The sequence below is a fragment of the Streptomyces sp. NPDC004327 genome, from assembly GCF_042873935.1.
In the GTDB taxonomy this organism is placed as follows: Bacteria; Actinomycetota; Actinomycetes; order Streptomycetales; family Streptomycetaceae; genus Streptomyces.
This window is the reverse complement of sequence record NZ_JBIAME010000012.1, coordinates 43,997-58,732: the sequence shown is the minus strand read 5'-3', so window position 1 is coordinate 58,732 and position 14,736 is coordinate 43,997. Positions and strand designations below refer to the sequence as shown.

Annotated in this window: 14 protein-coding genes; 11 read left to right on the top strand and 3 right to left on the bottom strand. The window is 72.6% G+C overall.

Annotated elements, in window-relative coordinates:
* Window positions 1-2: 2 nt before the first annotated feature.
* From ACFYU9_RS33615 to hutI, 3 genes are read left to right on the top strand one after another with little or no spacing between them, the layout of a single operon-like run.
* A complete protein-coding gene (locus ACFYU9_RS33615; protein WP_389216063.1) occupies window positions 3-1,205 on the top strand; it encodes an allantoate amidohydrolase in 1,203 nt (400 codons plus the stop codon).
* On the top strand, window positions 1,196-2,530 hold the full coding sequence (locus tag ACFYU9_RS33610) for a formimidoylglutamate deiminase (RefSeq protein WP_389347338.1): 1,335 nt from the start codon (window positions 1,196-1,198) through the stop codon (window positions 2,528-2,530). The genes ACFYU9_RS33615 and ACFYU9_RS33610 overlap by 10 nt, the downstream gene beginning before the upstream one ends.
* Before the next feature lie 23 nt (window positions 2,531-2,553).
* Complete coding sequence (gene hutI, locus ACFYU9_RS33605; protein WP_389215898.1) at window positions 2,554-3,801, top strand: imidazolonepropionase; 1,248 nt, start codon at window positions 2,554-2,556, stop codon at window positions 3,799-3,801.
* A 168-nt stretch (window positions 3,802-3,969) separates the two neighbouring features.
* Here hutI and ACFYU9_RS33600 read toward each other — a convergent pair whose 3' ends face one another.
* Window positions 3,970-4,812 (bottom strand): RNA polymerase sigma factor SigF, encoded by an 843-nt coding sequence (locus tag ACFYU9_RS33600; protein ID WP_389347335.1) that lies wholly within the window; start codon window positions 4,810-4,812, stop codon window positions 3,970-3,972.
* Window positions 4,813-4,995: 183 nt separating this feature from the next.
* Between ACFYU9_RS33600 and ACFYU9_RS33595 the strand changes: the two genes are divergently transcribed.
* The 6 genes from ACFYU9_RS33595 (at window position 4,996) to ACFYU9_RS33570 (ending at window position 9,852) form a co-directional block, all read left to right on the top strand.
* Window positions 4,996-5,361: an STAS domain-containing protein gene (locus ACFYU9_RS33595; RefSeq protein ID WP_389215904.1), complete on the top strand. Its 366-nt coding sequence runs from the start codon at window positions 4,996-4,998 to the stop codon at window positions 5,359-5,361.
* 58 nt (window positions 5,362-5,419) lie between these two features.
* Window positions 5,420-5,848 (top strand): ATP-binding protein, encoded by a 429-nt coding sequence (locus ACFYU9_RS33590; protein WP_389215907.1) that lies wholly within the window; start codon window positions 5,420-5,422, stop codon window positions 5,846-5,848.
* Between the two features lie 119 nt (window positions 5,849-5,967).
* Window positions 5,968-6,666: a peptidase gene (locus ACFYU9_RS33585; RefSeq protein ID WP_389347332.1), complete on the top strand. Its 699-nt coding sequence runs from the start codon at window positions 5,968-5,970 to the stop codon at window positions 6,664-6,666.
* Window positions 6,666-7,460 (top strand): hypothetical protein, encoded by a 795-nt coding sequence (locus tag ACFYU9_RS33580; RefSeq protein ID WP_389347329.1) that lies wholly within the window; start codon window positions 6,666-6,668, stop codon window positions 7,458-7,460. Before ACFYU9_RS33585 ends, ACFYU9_RS33580 begins: the two co-directional genes overlap by 1 nt.
* The gene (locus ACFYU9_RS33575; protein WP_389347326.1) at window positions 7,457-8,503 is read left to right on the top strand and encodes a hypothetical protein; all 1,047 of its coding nucleotides are present in this window, start codon (window positions 7,457-7,459) and stop codon (window positions 8,501-8,503) included. The genes ACFYU9_RS33580 and ACFYU9_RS33575 overlap by 4 nt, the downstream gene beginning before the upstream one ends.
* 14 nt (window positions 8,504-8,517) lie before the next feature.
* Entirely contained in the window at window positions 8,518-9,852 is a 1,335-nt protein-coding gene (locus ACFYU9_RS33570) for a hypothetical protein (protein WP_389347570.1), read from the top strand.
* Window positions 9,853-9,987: 135 nt separating this feature from the next.
* Here the strand turns inward: ACFYU9_RS33570 and ACFYU9_RS33565 are convergent, their stop codons facing one another.
* The gene (locus ACFYU9_RS33565; RefSeq protein ID WP_389215918.1) at window positions 9,988-11,508 is read right to left on the bottom strand and encodes a peptide MFS transporter; all 1,521 of its coding nucleotides are present in this window, start codon (window positions 11,506-11,508) and stop codon (window positions 9,988-9,990) included.
* A gap of 449 nt (window positions 11,509-11,957) precedes the next feature.
* Between ACFYU9_RS33565 and ACFYU9_RS33560 the strand changes: the two genes are divergently transcribed.
* Both ACFYU9_RS33560 and ACFYU9_RS33555 read left to right on the top strand, forming a co-directional pair.
* Entirely contained in the window at window positions 11,958-12,635 is a 678-nt protein-coding gene (locus ACFYU9_RS33560; protein ID WP_389215921.1) for a response regulator transcription factor, read from the top strand.
* Between the two features lie 113 nt (window positions 12,636-12,748).
* Window positions 12,749-14,020: an ATP-binding protein gene (locus tag ACFYU9_RS33555; protein WP_389215923.1), complete on the top strand. Its 1,272-nt coding sequence runs from the start codon at window positions 12,749-12,751 to the stop codon at window positions 14,018-14,020.
* A 78-nt stretch (window positions 14,021-14,098) separates the two neighbouring features.
* On the opposite strand, the gene ACFYU9_RS33550 is transcribed toward ACFYU9_RS33555, so the two are convergent.
* Window positions 14,099-14,614: a GtrA family protein gene (locus ACFYU9_RS33550; RefSeq protein ID WP_389215926.1), complete on the bottom strand. Its 516-nt coding sequence runs from the start codon at window positions 14,612-14,614 to the stop codon at window positions 14,099-14,101.
* Window positions 14,615-14,736: the final 122 nt, after the last annotated feature.

The following is a 14,736-nucleotide window of genomic DNA, read 5'->3' as shown; positions in this document are numbered from 1 at the left end:
CCATGTGGACGTCGCTGCGGCCCATCGGCCGCAGCGACGCCTCGGGCGGCTACCGCCGCTACGCCTGGACCGGAGCCGACGCCGACTGCCGGCTCTGGTTCCGGATGCAGGCGGAGGCCCGCCGCCTCGACGTCGAGACCGACCGCAACGGCAACCAGTGGGCCTGGCTCGGCGACCGCACCGCCGGCGACGCCGTCGTCACCGGCTCCCACCTGGACTCCGTGCCCGACGGCGGCGCCTTCGACGGCCCGCTCGGCGTGGTGTCCGCCTTCGCCGCGCTCGACGAGCTCCGCGCCCGCGGCGTCTCCTTCAAGCGCCCCCTCGCCATCGTCAACTTCGGCGACGAGGAAGGCGCCCGCTTCGGCCTCGCCTGCGTCGGCTCCCGGCTCACCTCCGGCCAGCTGACCAAGGAGAAGGCGTACGAACTGCGCGACGCCGACGGCATCAGCCTCCCGCAGGCCATGGAGGCGGCCGGCTACGACCCGTCGGCGATCGGCCCGGACCCGGAGCGGCTCGCCCGCATCGGCGCCTTCGTCGAGCTCCACGTCGAGCAGGGCCGCGCCCTCGACCTGTCCGGCGACCCCGTCGGCATCGCCTCCGCCATCTGGCCGCACGGCCGCTGGCGGTACGACTTCCACGGCGAGGCCAACCACGCGGGCACCACCCGGCTCGTCGACCGCCGCGACCCGATGCTCCCGTACGCCGAGACCGTCCTCTCGGCGCGCAAGGAGGCCGAGCTCGCCGGCGCCGTCGCCACCTTCGGCAAGATCGCCGTCGAGCCCAACGGCGTCAACGCCATCCCCTCGCTCGTCCGCGGCTGGCTCGACGCCCGCGCCGCCGACCAGGAGTCCCTGGACACCGTCGTCGCCGGCATCGAGGCCGCGGCCCGCGAGCACGCCGTCCGCCAGGGCGTCGACCTCGCCGTCGTCCGCGAGTCCTTCACCCCGGTCGTCGAGTTCGGGCACGCCCTGCGCGACGAGATGAGCCGGCTGCTCGGCGAGGCGACCGGCGACAAGGTCCCGGTGCTCGGCACCGGCGCCGGACACGACGCGGGTATTTTGTCCGCCTCGATCCCGACCGCCATGCTGTTCGTACGCAACCCCACGGGCGTCTCGCACTCCCCGGCCGAGTTCGCCGCCGAGGACGACTGCCTGGCCGGGGTCCGCGCACTCGCCGACGTACTGGAGGGCCTGGCGTGCAGGTGACGTACTGGCTGGAGCATGCCTGGCTCGACACGAACGTCGAGCCGGGCGTGCTGCTCGAAACGTCCGACGGCCGCATCACCGCGGTCCGCACCGGGGCCGAGGCGCCCCCGCCCGGCGCCGTCGTGCTGCGCGGCTTCACGATCCCGGGCCTGGCCAACGCCCACTCGCACGCCTTCCACCGCGCCCTGCGCGGCACCGTCCAGGTCGGCTCCGGCACCTTCTGGACCTGGCGCGAGGTCATGTACACGGTCGCCCAGAAGCTCACCCCCGACAGCTACTTCGCACTCGCCCGGGCCGTCTACGCGGAGATGGCGCTCGCCGGCATCACCTCCGTCGGCGAATTCCACTACCTCCACCACGCGCCCGGCGGCACCCCCTACGCCGACCCCAACGCGATGGGCGAGGCCCTGATCGCGGCCGCCGCCGAGGCCGGCATCCGCATCACCCTCCTCGACACCGCCTACCTCTCCTCCGGCTTCGGCGCCGCCCCCGAACAGCACCAGCTGCGCTTCAGCGACGGCACGGCCGACGCCTGGGCGGAGCGCGTGTCGGCGCTCAAGGAGCGCGAGGGCGTGCGGCTCGGCGCGGCCATCCACTCCGTGCGCGCCGTCCCGGCCGAGCAGCTGGCGACCGTGGCCCGGTGGGCCGAGGCCCGCCGGGCCCCGCTCCACGTCCACCTCTCCGAGCAGACCGCGGAGAACGACGCCTGTCTCGCGGCGCACGGCCGCACCCCGACCCAGCTGCTCGCCGACCACGGCGTGCTCGGCGCGCGGACCGTGGGCGTCCACAACACCCACATGACGGACGCCGACATCGCGCTCATCGGCTCCACGTCCACCGGCACCTGCATGTGCCCGACCACCGAACGCGACCTCGCCGACGGGATCGGCCCCGCCGTCGCCCTCCAGCGCGCCGGCTCCCCCCTCTCGCTCGGCAGCGACAGCCACGCCGTCATCGACCTCCTGGAAGAGGCGCGGGCCATGGAGCTCGACGAACGCCTCCGCACCCGCACCCGCGGCCACTGGACCGCCGCCGCCCTGCTGCGCGCCGCCACCGCCGACGGCCACGCGGCCCTCGGCTGGGCCGACGCCGGCCGCCTGGAAGCGGGCGCGCTCGCCGACTTCACGACGATCGCGCTCGACTCCGTCAGGACAGCGGGGCCGGTGCCGCGTCTGGCAGCCGAGACGGCGGTATTCGCAGCGTCGGCCGCGGACGTGCGGCACACGGTCGTGGGCGGGCGCCAGATCGTCCGGGACGGGGCGCACGCCTTCGTGCCGGACGTGGCGAGGGCCCTCGCCGACTCGATCGCCGCCGTGCGCGGCTGAAGCCGAAGGGAAGATCTCTCACCATGAACACCGGCCCCGCGGCGACGAACAAGCCGGCGGCGACCTCCGCCCCCACGAGCGCGAACAGCGCCGTGGCGACGAACGCCACGGTCGTCACCAACATCGCCAGTCTCGTCACCAACGACCCCTCCCTCGGTGATGGTTCGCCACTCGGTCTGATCCAGGACGCGGCCGTCGTCATCGAGGGCGACACCGTCGTCTGGGTCGGTGAATCAAGCAAAGCACCCGCCTCTGACAACCGCGTCGACGCCGGCGGCCGGGCCGTGATCCCCGGCTTCGTCGACTCCCACTCCCACCTCGTCTTCGCGGGCGACCGCACGGCCGAGTTCAACGCCCGGATGTCCGGCCAGCCCTACAAGGCGGGCGGCATCCGGACGACGGTCGCCGCGACCCGCGCGGCGACCGACGCCGAGCTGTCCGCCAACGTCGCCCGCTACATGTGGGAGGCGCTGCGCCAGGGCACCACCACCTTCGAGACCAAGTCCGGCTACGGCCTCACCGTCGAGGACGAGGCCCGCGCCCTGCGCATCGCCGCCGAGCACACCGACGAGGTCACGTACCTCGGCGCGCACATCGTCTCGCCGGACTACGCCGACGACCCGGCCGGATACGTGGACCTGGTGACGGGCGAGATGCTCGACGCCTGTGCCCCGTACGCCCGCTGGGTCGACGTCTTCTGCGAGAAGGGCGCCTTCGACGGCGACCAGGCCCGCGCGATCCTCACCGCCGGCAAGGCGAAGGGCCTGCAGGCCCGCGTGCACGCCAACCAGCTGTCGTACGGCCCCGGCGTGCAGCTCGCCGTGGAGCTCGACGCGGCCAGCGCCGACCACTGCACCCACCTCACCGACGCCGACATCGACGCCCTGGCCCAGGGCAACACCGTCGCCACGCTGCTGCCCGGCGCCGAGTTCTCCACCCGCGCCGTGTGGCCGGACGCCCGCCGCCTGCTCGACGTCGGCGTCACCGTCGCCCTGTCCACGGACTGCAACCCGGGCTCGTCCTTCACCAGCTCGATGTCCTTCTGCATCGCCCTCGCCGTCCGCGACATGCTGATGACCCCCGACGAGGCCCTCTGGTCCGCCACCGCCGGCGGCGCCGCGGCCCTCCGCCGCACCGACGTCGGCCGCCTGTCCCCCGGCGCCCGGGCCGACCTCGTGATCCTGGAGGCCCCCTCCCACGTCCACCTGGCCTACCGCCCCGGCGTCCCGCTGGTCGCGGAGGTCTGGCGAAAGGGCGTGCGGGCGGCCTGAGCCAGGCCGGCCAGTGCGCGCCCAGAGCGCGCCGTGACGGTGGCGGGCCGGTGGGAGTCCGTCGCGTCCGCCGCCTCGACGGCGAGTCCGCCGTCCGCGGAGTCCACCAGCCGTACGACGATCCCGAGCCGCGCCCGCCGGTGAACGCGCGGGCGCGGCTCGCGCGCTCTACTCCTCGACCGTGAGTCCTCGGCGCAGTCGCGCCAGCGTGCGGGACAGCAGGCGCGAGACGTGCATCTGGGAGATGCCCAGCTCCTCGCCGATCTCCGACTGGGTCAGGCCCGCCGTGAAGCGGAGGGAGAGGATGCGGCGGTCGCGGGGCGGGAGCGAGGCGATCATCGGCTTGAGGGACTCGATGTACTCGATGCCCTCCAGGCCGTGGTCCTCGTAGCCGAGGCGGTCGGCGAGGGTGGCGCCGTCGGTCTCGGTGTCCTCGGGCGGGGCGTCGAGGGAGGAGGCGGTGTAGGCGTTGGCGGCGGCCATGCCCTCGACGACCTCTTCGGGGCGGATGCCGAGTTCGCGGGCGAGTTCGTCGACGGTGGGGGCGCGGTCGAGGCGCTGGGCGAGCTCGTCGCCGGCCTTGGCGAGGTCGAGGCGGAGTTCCTGGAGCCTGCGCGGGACGTGCACCGACCACGAGGTGTCGCGGAAGAAGCGCTTGATCTCGCCGATGATCGTCGGCATCGCGAAGGTGGGGAACTCGACGCCGCGCGCCAGTTCGAAGCGGTCGATCGCCTTGATGAGGCCGATCGTGCCGACCTGGACGATGTCCTCCATCGGTTCGCTGCGGGTGCGGAACCGGGAGGCGGCGAACTTCACGAGCGCCAGGTTGAGTTCGATCAGGGTGTTGCGGACGTACGCGTACTCGTGGGTGCCCTCCTCCAGGTCGCCGAGGCGGGCGAAGAGGGTCTTCGACAGGGCGCGCGCGTCGTGCGGCGCGATCTCGTCGGCGGTCGGGAGCACGGGCAGGTCCGCGAGCTCCGCGAGGTCGGGTACGTCGAGCCGGGGGGACATGGGTCTCCTCCATCGTGATGTCTTGCTGCGGTTTGCGGCGCCTCCGAAGCCGGCCATGTGGAACGTGTCCTTCTAGCCCTACCCGTTCGACCGCGATGGTTGCAAGTGGCAATTGTCCGGTTCATTACTTTTGGGGTGGAGCTCGTGTGCGCAAGCGGAGCCCCGACTTGTATGGTTCGACGCATGTACCGCCAGCACATCGGCAGCGCACCCGGGCGATTCCGGGTCGAGGTCCGGACCGTGGGGGCGAGCGAGGTGCTCACCCCGGTGGGTGAGCTCGATCACCACACCGCCGAACTGTTGCGTGCGCCACTCGACCGCGCGCTCGACGAAGGCCGGGCACGCCTCGTACTCGACTGCTCACGGCTCGAGTTCTGCGACTCCACCGGACTCAACGTGCTGCTGGCCGCTCGCCTGCGGGCCGACGCCGCGGGCGGCGGGGTCCATCTGGCGGGGATGCCGCCCCAGGTGGCCAGGGTCTTCGAGATCACCGGGGCGGACGCCGTCTTCACCCTGCACGAGTCGGTCGAATCGGCGCTCGCCCCCTGAGCCCGACCCCGTTCCGGCCCCTTACCGTCCCGACCGTCCTTGCGAGGTGAAGCGCTTGATGGAGACCGTCTCCGGCGACCCCGACGTCCGTCACCTCGCCCTCGGGGCCGCCAGCGGCACCGTACCGATGGCCCGGGACTTCACCCGGCAGCTGCTGCACGAGTGGGGCTGGCTGCCCGCCGCCACCGCCGACCGCCGGGCCGCCGCCGAGGACGTGCTGCTCGTCGTCTCCGAACTCGTCACCAACGCCTGCCTGCACGCCGAGGGCCCCGAGAGCCTGCGCGTGCTCCGCCTCGCCGATGTCCTCCGTCTGGAGGTCGCCGACCGCGGCGCCGGCCAGCCCGCCCCGCGCACCCCGCACCGGGCCGGACGCCCCGGCGGACACGGCATGTTCATCGTGCAGCGGCTCTGCCGCTCCTGGGGCATCGACCGGGTGCCGGGCGCCCCCGGCAAGACCGTCTGGGCCGAACTCGCCGCCCCGGCGTAGGCCCGCCCGCCGTCCGCACGACTTTCACAGCATCCTCTCTTCCCTCCGTAACCGCCCCGGCGTACCTTGACGGCCAATCTGATAGACCGTCAGTAACGGTGTGGTGAGGGGTGCTCGACGTGCCGAACCGGAGAAGAAGAGCCAGTGCGCTCGCGGCGGCGGTGGCGGTGGCCGGCTCGGCCGTGCTGCTCTCGGCCACCGCCGCGCACGCCGCCGTCGTCGACGTCGACTACGCCTGCGAGACGAAGATCGGCCCCAAGAGCGCCGTCTCGCCCGTCGACATCACGGCCGAGAAGAACGGCGGCTCGTACACGATCACCATGTCCTTCGACAAAGGCGTCTCCGACAGCCCCGTCGAACTGCCCAAGGGCGTCATGACCCCGCGCGCCGAACTCGTCGTCGGCGGTGCCGACAGCGGCAGGGTCCAGGTCAAGGGCACGCCCAACACCGCGGCCATCCCGCCCAACACGCCCATCAAGATCGGGCAGTTGACCGGCACGTACACGCCGAAGAAGAGCGGCAAGGTCAGCTTCACGGCCGGCACCCTCACCGTCCACGCGCTCGGCATGGACGCCGCCGTCTGCAAGCCGACCAACAGCCCCAAGCCGTCCCTGGAGCTGGACGTCACGGCCGCGGGCGGATCCGGTGGCGGCTCGTCCGGCGGGTCCTCCGGCGGGTCCGACGGCGGGCAGCTGCCCAAGACCGGGCCGCTCGACTCCGCCGCCGCGCTCGCCACCCTCGGCGGCACCGTGCTGCTGACCGGCGCCGCCGGGGTGCTCTGGCTCACCCGGCGCACGGCACGGCACACGGCGCGCTGATGCGGGGCGTACGGGTGGTACGGGGCGCGCTCGGGGCCGTCACCCTGCTCGGCGTGCTCGCGGCCGCCCCGCCGTCCCGCGCCGGCTCCTGGACGGCGGCACCCGCCGCCGGCCGCCCGTACGTCTATCTGGAGGGCGCCGCCGGCAGCGTCCTCCAGGACACCCTCTCCGTCACCAACCACGCCTCCGAGCCCGTCACCGTCCGCCTCACCGGCCGCGGCCCGGCCGTCGCCTTCGCCGCCCCGGCCGTGACCGTGCCCGCCCGCACCCGCGCCGACGTGCCCTTCGCCGTCACCGTGGCCGCCGGCACACCGCCCGGCGACCACCAGGGCGCGGTACGGGCCGAGGCCGCCGGCCGCACGACGGTCGTCCCGTTCCACCTCAGGGTCAGCGGGCCGCGGCTGGCCGCGCTCACCGTCGAGGGCGTGACGGTCGACCGGTCGAGCGGCATCCGCTACACCCTGGTCAACCGCGGCAACACCGTCCTCGCCCCGCGCCTCGCCGTGCACGCCGACGGCGTCCTCGGCACCGTCCTCGACCGCCCCGAACGCCCGCTCCCGCTCGTCCTGCGCCCCGGCGAGCGCGCCACCCGCACCGAACCCTGGCCCGACCCGCCCGCGCTCGACTCGGTCACCGTCCGGCTGACCGCCGGCGCCCCCGAGGCGGCCCCCGCGACCGCCCGCGCGGACGCCTCCTTCGCCTCCCCGGCGGGCCTCGGCGGCGCGGCGGCCGCCCTGCTCGCGGCGGCGGGCACGGCCACGTACGCGATACGCCGATCGAGGAGGCAACGATGACGTACCTGCGTGCGCTCGCCGTACCGCTCCTGCTGGTCCTCGGGCTGCTGTCCGCCGCCGCACCGGCCGCCGCCGCACCCGGCCCCACCGCCGCGCTCTCGCGGAGCGAGGGCGGCAAGGGCGGCGAGATCACCGTCAGCGGCTCCGGCTGGAAGCCCGGCGCGCTGCTGATGCTGCTGGTCTGCGGCCAGTCCGCGCCCGGCAAGGGCGTCATCGGCGGCACCAACTCCTGCGCCAACACCGACGGCCGCGCCGCCACCGTCGACGCCAAGGGCGCCTTCAGCCAGAAACTGCCGGTCGCCGAACCGCCGAAGCCCTGCCCCTGCGTGGTCCACGTCGCCGGCGTCACCGGCCAACAGGACTCCGTGGACGTCGCCTTCACCGTCGCCGGGCACCCGACCGCACCCCTGCCCGAGGCCACCGGCAGCGGCCGGCTCGTGCCGCTCACCTCGGCCCGGCTCGAAGGCTCCGGCGGCGTCCTCGTCTGGTTCGGCGCGCCCGCCCGCCGCGACATCGTCGTCACCGTCGGCAACCTCGGCCAGACCGCCGTCAAGGACCCCGTCTTCGAGGTCGGCACCAGCCACGGCGTCTTCTCGCCGCAGTACGACGAGCGGCAGTGGCGCGGCACGATCGCGCCCGGCCGCAAGGCCCTCGTCCGGCTGCCCGTCGAGCTCGGCGCGGGCGCGCACGGCGACTACCAGGTGTCGGTGAAGTACGGCGGGAAGGTGCTCGTCGAGCAGCCCTGGGGCGTCGGACGGCCCTGGGGCGTCACGCTGTTCTGGCTGCTGCTCGCGGTCGTCGTCCCGGCCGCCCTGTTCCGCATCGGCATGGCGGTCGTCGACAGGGTCCGGCCGCGGGCGCCCCGGTCCCGCCCGGCCACCGGCGCGCACGGGAAGCGGGCCCGCCGGGCCGCCCCGCCCGGGCCCGCGCCCGCACCCGCGCACGACACCGCCACGACCGCGGTCCTGCCGTGGTTCACCCCCGACTCCGCACCGTCAGAGAACAGCCCGACGAGCAGTTCGACAAGGAAGGAACCGTCGTGAGCACGCAACGGAGGATGAGCGCGGCCGGGATCGCGCTGATGCTCGGCGGCGCGGGGATCCTGCTGACCGCGAGTCCCGCCCTGGCCGCCGAGGTCTCGTACAAGACGGAGTGCATCCCGCCGCCCATCTCCGGCCTGCCGCCGGTCGAGGGCACCACCAAGGTGCAGATCACCGCGCCCGCGGAGGCCAAGGTGGGCGACGAGGTGGAGGTGGTCTGGAAGACGGTCGAGGCCGCGTCCAAGAACCCCGACATCCTCGACCTGGACAAGGACACCGTGAAGCCCACCGGGGTGATCAACCTCGGCGGAGCGGCGAGCGGCACGCTGGCGATGGAGGGCCCGCGGCAGAACCCGCCGATCAAGAAGAACAGCCCGATGGTCCTGCCGGACATGAAGGGCAAGCTGAAGCTGACCAAGGCCGGCGACGTCACGCTGACGCCGGACAAGTACACGATCAACGTGTCCAAGCCGATGTCGACGGACACCAAGTGCTCCCCGAAGGAGACGGTCGCGGCCGGCGCCACGATCAAGGTGAAGGACGCCGGAGGCACGTCCGGCGGCGCGGCGGGCGGCACGACGACGTCGGGCGGTACGACCACCACCGGAGGCGGTACGGGCGGCACCACGACGTCCGGCGGCACCACCACCTCCGGAGGGACCACCACCTCCGGCGGCTCCAGCGGCGGCGGAGGCGGCGGTCAGACCGACTTCCACGGCTCGCAGGTCGCGGTCGCCTTCGCCTGTCAGGCTCCCGGGCCCGCCTCCATCAACTCCAAGGTGACCATCGACGCCAAGAAGAGCGGCGGCTCCTACGCCCTCACCGTCAAGACGGCCAAGGGCGTCATGAACAGTCCCGCCGCGCTCCCCGCCGGCGCGCTCAAGCCCTCCATGGACGTGAAGCTCGGCGGCGCGGACTCCGGCTCGGTGAAGGTCACCGGGCCCGGCAACCCGGCCCCGCTGGAGGCCGGCAAGCCCGTCGACCTGCCGGACATGACGGGCACGTACAAGCCGGGCGCGAGCGGCAGGTCGACGCTGAGCCCCGGCAAGCTCACGATCACCGTCTCGCTCGGCGGCACGCCCATCGTGATCCCCTGCGAGGTCAAGGGCTCCGTCCAGGCCTCCCTGACGCTCGACACCAGCAAGCAGGCCGGCGGCGCCTCCGGCGGCACCGGTTCCTCCGGTGGCGGCAGCACCGCCTCCGGCGGTTCCGGGAGCTCCGGCGGCAACCTCGCCGAGACCGGCGCCGGCGACGACGGCGCCCTGCGCGCGCTCGCCCTCGTCGCGGGCACGGTGATCCTGCTGGGCGGCGCGGTGTTCACGTTCACCCCGTGGGCCCGCCTGCGCCGCTAGGAGCCGGAAGGCAGCAAGCCGGAGCCGGACCGGGAACGCAGTGAGCCGGAGCCGGACCCGGGAACGACGAAGGCCGCCGCACCGAATCCGGTGCGGCGGCCTTCAGAGCCGTACGGCGTCAGCCGGTCACGTCCGTCAGTGGACGTCACCCATCAGCGCCTGGACCTTCTTGCGGTACATGAAGACCGCGACGGCGGCGAGCGAGGCGGCCGCGGCCTGCAGGGCGATGATGCCCGTGCCGTTCAGGTCCACGCCCGCGAGGGAGAGCAGACCCGTGGTGCAGTCACCGGCGGTGACGGCGAGGAACCAGACACCCAGCATCTGCGAGGCGTACTTCTGCGGCGCCATCTTCGTGGTGACGGAGAGGCCGACCGGAGAGAGGCACAGCTCGGCGATGGTCTGGATCATGTAGATCCCGACCAGCCACATCGGGCTGACGCGGGCGTCGCCGGTGGCCATGCCGATCGGGGCGAGGAACACGAAGAACGAGATGCCGATGCCCAGCAGGCCCAGCGAGAACTTCACGATCGTGCTCGGCTCCTTGCCGCGGCGGGAGAGCCACAGCCACAGCCAGGCGAAGACCGGAGCCAGCGCCATGACGAAGAGCGGGTTGAGCGACTGGAACCAGGTGGCCGGGAAGCTCAGCGGGCCGATGTGGTCGGCGGTCTTGCTGTCCGCGAAGAGGGAGAGCGTCGAGCCACCCTGGTCGTAGATCATCCAGAAGGCGGCGGCGGCCACGAAGAACCAGATGTAGCCGGAGACCTTGGACTGCTCGACCTTGTCGAGGTCCTTGTCGCGCTTGATGCGGACCAGGACGGCGATCGGGATGATCAGACCGGCCAGGGTGATCGGGACCAGCGCCCAGTTCAGGGTGTACATGCCGAGGGCGACGATCACCGCGTAGAAGACGGCGGCGACGGCGACGACGACGGCGGCCTTGACGATGACGGCCTTGCGCTCGGCGGGGGAGAGCGGGTTCGGGACCTTGTTGCTCTTCTCGCTCAGGTGGCGGGTGCCGAAGAGGAACTGGGCCAGACCGATCGCCATGCCGATGGCGGCGAGCAGGAAGCCGAGGTGCCAGTTGTAGCTCTCGCCGACGGTGCCGATGACCAGCGGGGCGACGAAGGCACCGAGGTTGATGCCGATGTAGAAGAGCGTGAAGCCACCGTCACGGCGCGGGTCGTCCGGGCCGTCGTAGAGGTGGCCCACCATCGTGGAGATGTTGGCCTTCAGCAGACCGGAACCGGCGGCGACGAGGGCGAGACCGGCGAAGAACGCGGCCTGGCCGGGTATCGCGAGCGCCGTGTGGCCCGCCATGATCACGAAGCCGGCGATGGTGACCGTCTTGCGGGCACCCCACACACGGTCACCGAACCAGCCACCGGGCATGGCCATCAGGTAGACCATCGACACGTACACGGAGTAGATCGCCGTGGCCGTCGCGGCCGTCATGGCGAGGCCGCCGCCCTGACCGCCCTTGGCGGCGTCGACGCCACCGGAGACCAGGTACAGCACGAGAAGCGCGCGCATGCCGTAGTAGGAGAAGCGCTCCCACATCTCGGTCATGAACAGGGTGGCCAGGCCGCGAGGGTGGCCGAAGAACGTCTTCCCGGAACCGGAGGTTCCGGTGGAAGGCGTGGCGAGGGTGGACGCCATGTCGATCCTTGCTCTGTCGGGACGCGCGCTTCGTGAGCGGGGTGCGCCCGGTGGGGGAGGCCGGCACCGGTGAAGTGCGGTCGCACCTCCCCGGGATCCACGCCCTGACGCGTCAGCGCGTCGTCGGACCCGGCCCACAGGTCATTCACTGTCCTCAAGGCCGCCGACGGCCGCCTTGTGCAGAAAAGAGACCCTTGGCGCATCAACGCGGCCAAAGGTCCCCGATTACCGCTACAGAACTCTCGACACCATACGACACGACAGTGCCGCATATGGAAGGACTTGAGAGATGGATCACAGGTGCCGATGGAACCGATTTCCCTCATTCGAAGGTCGTAAGCCTGATAAGGGGCAAGATCCATAGGGCCGTCGATCGCAGGCGCACGGCGGGGGCACCGGGCTGTGGATCACGCCCCGGCACCGGTGCCGCGCGGACTACCATCAGCTCCATGACCCGTGTACTGCTCGCCGAGGACGACGCCTCCATCTCGGAACCGCTGGCCCGCGCCCTGCGGCGGGAGGGATACGAGGTCGAGGTCAGAGAGGACGGCCCGACCGCCCTCGCCGCCGGACTCCAGGGCGGGGTCGACCTGGTCGTGCTCGACCTCGGTCTGCCCGGCATGGACGGCCTGGAGGTCGCCCGGCGGCTGCGCGCCGACGGCCACACGGTGCCGATCCTGGTGCTCACCGCCCGCGCCGACGAGGTCGACACGGTCGTGGGTCTCGACGCCGGCGCCGACGACTACGTCACCAAGCCCTTCCGCCTCGCCGAACTGCTCGCCCGCGTCCGGGCCCTGCTGCGGCGCGGCGCCACCGAGCCGGCCACCGCGCCGACCACCCACGGCGTGCGCATCGACGTCGAGTCGCACCGCGCCTGGATGGGCGACGAGGAGCTCCAGCTCACCGCCAAGGAGTTCGACCTGCTCCGGGTCCTGGTCCGGGACGCCGGCCGGGTCGTCACGCGCGACCAGCTGATGCGCGAGGTCTGGGACACCACCTGGTGGTCCTCCACCAAGACCCTCGACATGCACATCTCCTGGCTACGCAAGAAGCTCGGCGACGACGCGGCCAACCCGCGGTACATCGCCACCGTCCGCGGTGTGGGCTTCCGCTTCGAGAAGAACTGACCGCGAGAAGAACCGACCGCGGGAAGAGCTGACCGCGGGAAGGACCGGCCTGCGGGAGGAACCCCCTCGGGGAACCGACCGCGAAGAACTACCTACGAAGGTGCGGGTACGGGGTGCGCCGCCGCCTGATCAACTCCACGCTCGCCGTGGTGCTCGTCGTCATCGCCGTCTTCGGCGGCGCGCTCGTCATCGTCGAGACCCGCACGATCACCAACAGCGCCCAGGAGAGCGTGGACTCCGAGGCGCTGCGGATCGTCTCCATCGTCGACAGCCGGCTGATCGGCGGCGAGCCGGTCACCCCGGACATCCTCGCCGAGCAGAGCGGCGCCAAGCGGTACGCGCACATCAGCATCCCCGGCCGCCCCCCGATCGAGATCGGCACCCGGCCGTCCGGCAGCGTCATCCGGGGCCTCGCCGAGGGCGAGCGCGGCGAGAGCGTGGTGGTCGAGGAGTCCCGCTCCACGATCACCTCCGAGGTCCTCAGCACCTCCATGACCACCGGCGGGGTGGCGCTGCTGTGCGTCGTGGCGGCCGTGCTCCTCGCCGTACGCCAGGCGAACAAGCTGGCCTCGCCGCTCACCGACCTCGCCGAGACCGCCGAGCGGCTCGGCTCCGGCGACCCGCGCCCGCGCCACAAGCGGTACGGCGTGCCCGAGCTGGACCGGGTCGCGGACGTCCTGGACTCCTCCGCCGAGCGGATCGCGCGGATGCTCACCGCCGAGCGCCGGCTCGCCGCCGACGCCTCCCATCAGCTCCGTACGCCCCTCACCGCGCTCTCCATGCGCCTGGAGGAGGTCGCCGTCGCCGACGACCTGGAGACGGTCCGGGAGGAGGCCACGATCGCGCTCACCCAGGTCGAGCGGCTCACGGACGTGGTCGAGCGGCTGCTCACGAACTCGCGCGACCCGCGGACCGGCTCCGCGGTCGCCTTCGACCTCGACGAGGTCGTCAAGCAGCAGCTGGAGGAGTGGCGGCCGGCCTACCGCAGCGCGGGCCGGGCCATCGTGCACTCCGGCAAGCAGGGCATGCGGGCCGTCGGCACGCCGGGCGCGGTCGCCCAGGTCCTCGCGGCCCTCATCGAGAACTCGCTCATGCACGGCGGCGGCACGGTCGCCCTGCGCACCCGCGTCACCGGCAACCAGTCCGTGATCGAGGTCACCGACGAGGGCCCCGGCGTGCCCGCCGACCTCGGCGCGCGGATCTTCGAGCGGGCGGTCAGCGGCCGCAGCTCGACCGGGATCGGCCTGGCGGTGGCCCGGGACCTCGCGGAGGCGGACGGCGGCCGGCTCGAACTGCTGCAGGCGCAGCCGCCGGTCTTCGCGCTCTTCCTGAGCCGCGAGGTCAGGAGCCGCAAGCAGCCGCCGCCGGAGCGCCCGGTGCGCTGATCACGCGTGGGCATCACCCTGCGGGATCACCCCCGCGGGTGTCGGCCGGTCGGACGCGGTCGGGTCGGGCGCGGTCGGTCAGACGTGGTCGGGCTGCTTGCGGGTGGCCTGGCGCGGCGCCTGCTCCAGGAACGATTCGGCGGTCTGCACCGCCTCCTTCGCCGGCAGCGCCTTGAACACCCAGGTGCGGTAGGACCAGAAGCGGAAGAGCGTCGCGACGCCGATGCCGGAGAACTTGAAGAAGTTGCTCTGCAGCGGGCTGTCCCAGCCGAAGCCGTACGTCGCCACGAACAGCACGCCGTTCTCGATGACCATGCCGACGACGCTGAACAGCAGGAACAGGACCAGTTCCTTCGTACGGCCCGACTTGTCGCGGTCGCGGTACGTGAAGTAGCGGAACCCCACGTAGTTGAAGGCGATGGCCACGATCGTGGCGATGATGCTCGCCCGCACCACGGGGAGGTCGGTGGAGTGGCGGACCAGGTTGAAGACGGCCAGGTTCACGAGGACGCCGAGTCCGCCGACGACCCCGAACTTGGCCACTTCGCGGACGAGCCGGTCCACTCGCATGCGCAGCGCGCCGGGTTCACTCATCGTGATGGCTCTGTCCTGTTCGTTGACCCCTCGACGCCGGATGACGTCAACCAAGCCATGCTAACCACCCCTCCCCGCCCCCGCCCGGTAAGACCACGATCCGTGTGCGTTGCGTAGGCGAA

Coding starts and splice junctions, on each gene's coding strand:
- ACFYU9_RS33615 (WP_389216063.1), top strand. CDS start 3: ATGTGGACGTCGCTGCGGCCCATCGGCCGCAGCGACGCCTCGGGCGGC.
- hutI (WP_389215898.1), top strand. CDS start 2,554: ATGAACACCGGCCCCGCGGCGACGAACAAGCCGGCGGCGACCTCCGCC.
- ACFYU9_RS33600 (WP_389347335.1), bottom strand. CDS start 4,812: ATGTCCCCCCGGCTCGACGTACCCGACCTCGCGGAGCTCGCGGACCTG.
- ACFYU9_RS33595 (WP_389215904.1), top strand. CDS start 4,996: ATGTACCGCCAGCACATCGGCAGCGCACCCGGGCGATTCCGGGTCGAG.
- ACFYU9_RS33590 (WP_389215907.1), top strand. CDS start 5,420: ATGGAGACCGTCTCCGGCGACCCCGACGTCCGTCACCTCGCCCTCGGG.
- ACFYU9_RS33580 (WP_389347329.1), top strand. CDS start 6,666: ATGCGGGGCGTACGGGTGGTACGGGGCGCGCTCGGGGCCGTCACCCTG.
- ACFYU9_RS33575 (WP_389347326.1), top strand. CDS start 7,457: ATGACGTACCTGCGTGCGCTCGCCGTACCGCTCCTGCTGGTCCTCGGG.
- ACFYU9_RS33570 (WP_389347570.1), top strand. CDS start 8,518: ATGAGCGCGGCCGGGATCGCGCTGATGCTCGGCGGCGCGGGGATCCTG.
- ACFYU9_RS33565 (WP_389215918.1), bottom strand. CDS start 11,508: ATGGCGTCCACCCTCGCCACGCCTTCCACCGGAACCTCCGGTTCCGGG.
- ACFYU9_RS33560 (WP_389215921.1), top strand. CDS start 11,958: ATGACCCGTGTACTGCTCGCCGAGGACGACGCCTCCATCTCGGAACCG.
- ACFYU9_RS33550 (WP_389215926.1), bottom strand. CDS start 14,614: ATGAGTGAACCCGGCGCGCTGCGCATGCGAGTGGACCGGCTCGTCCGC.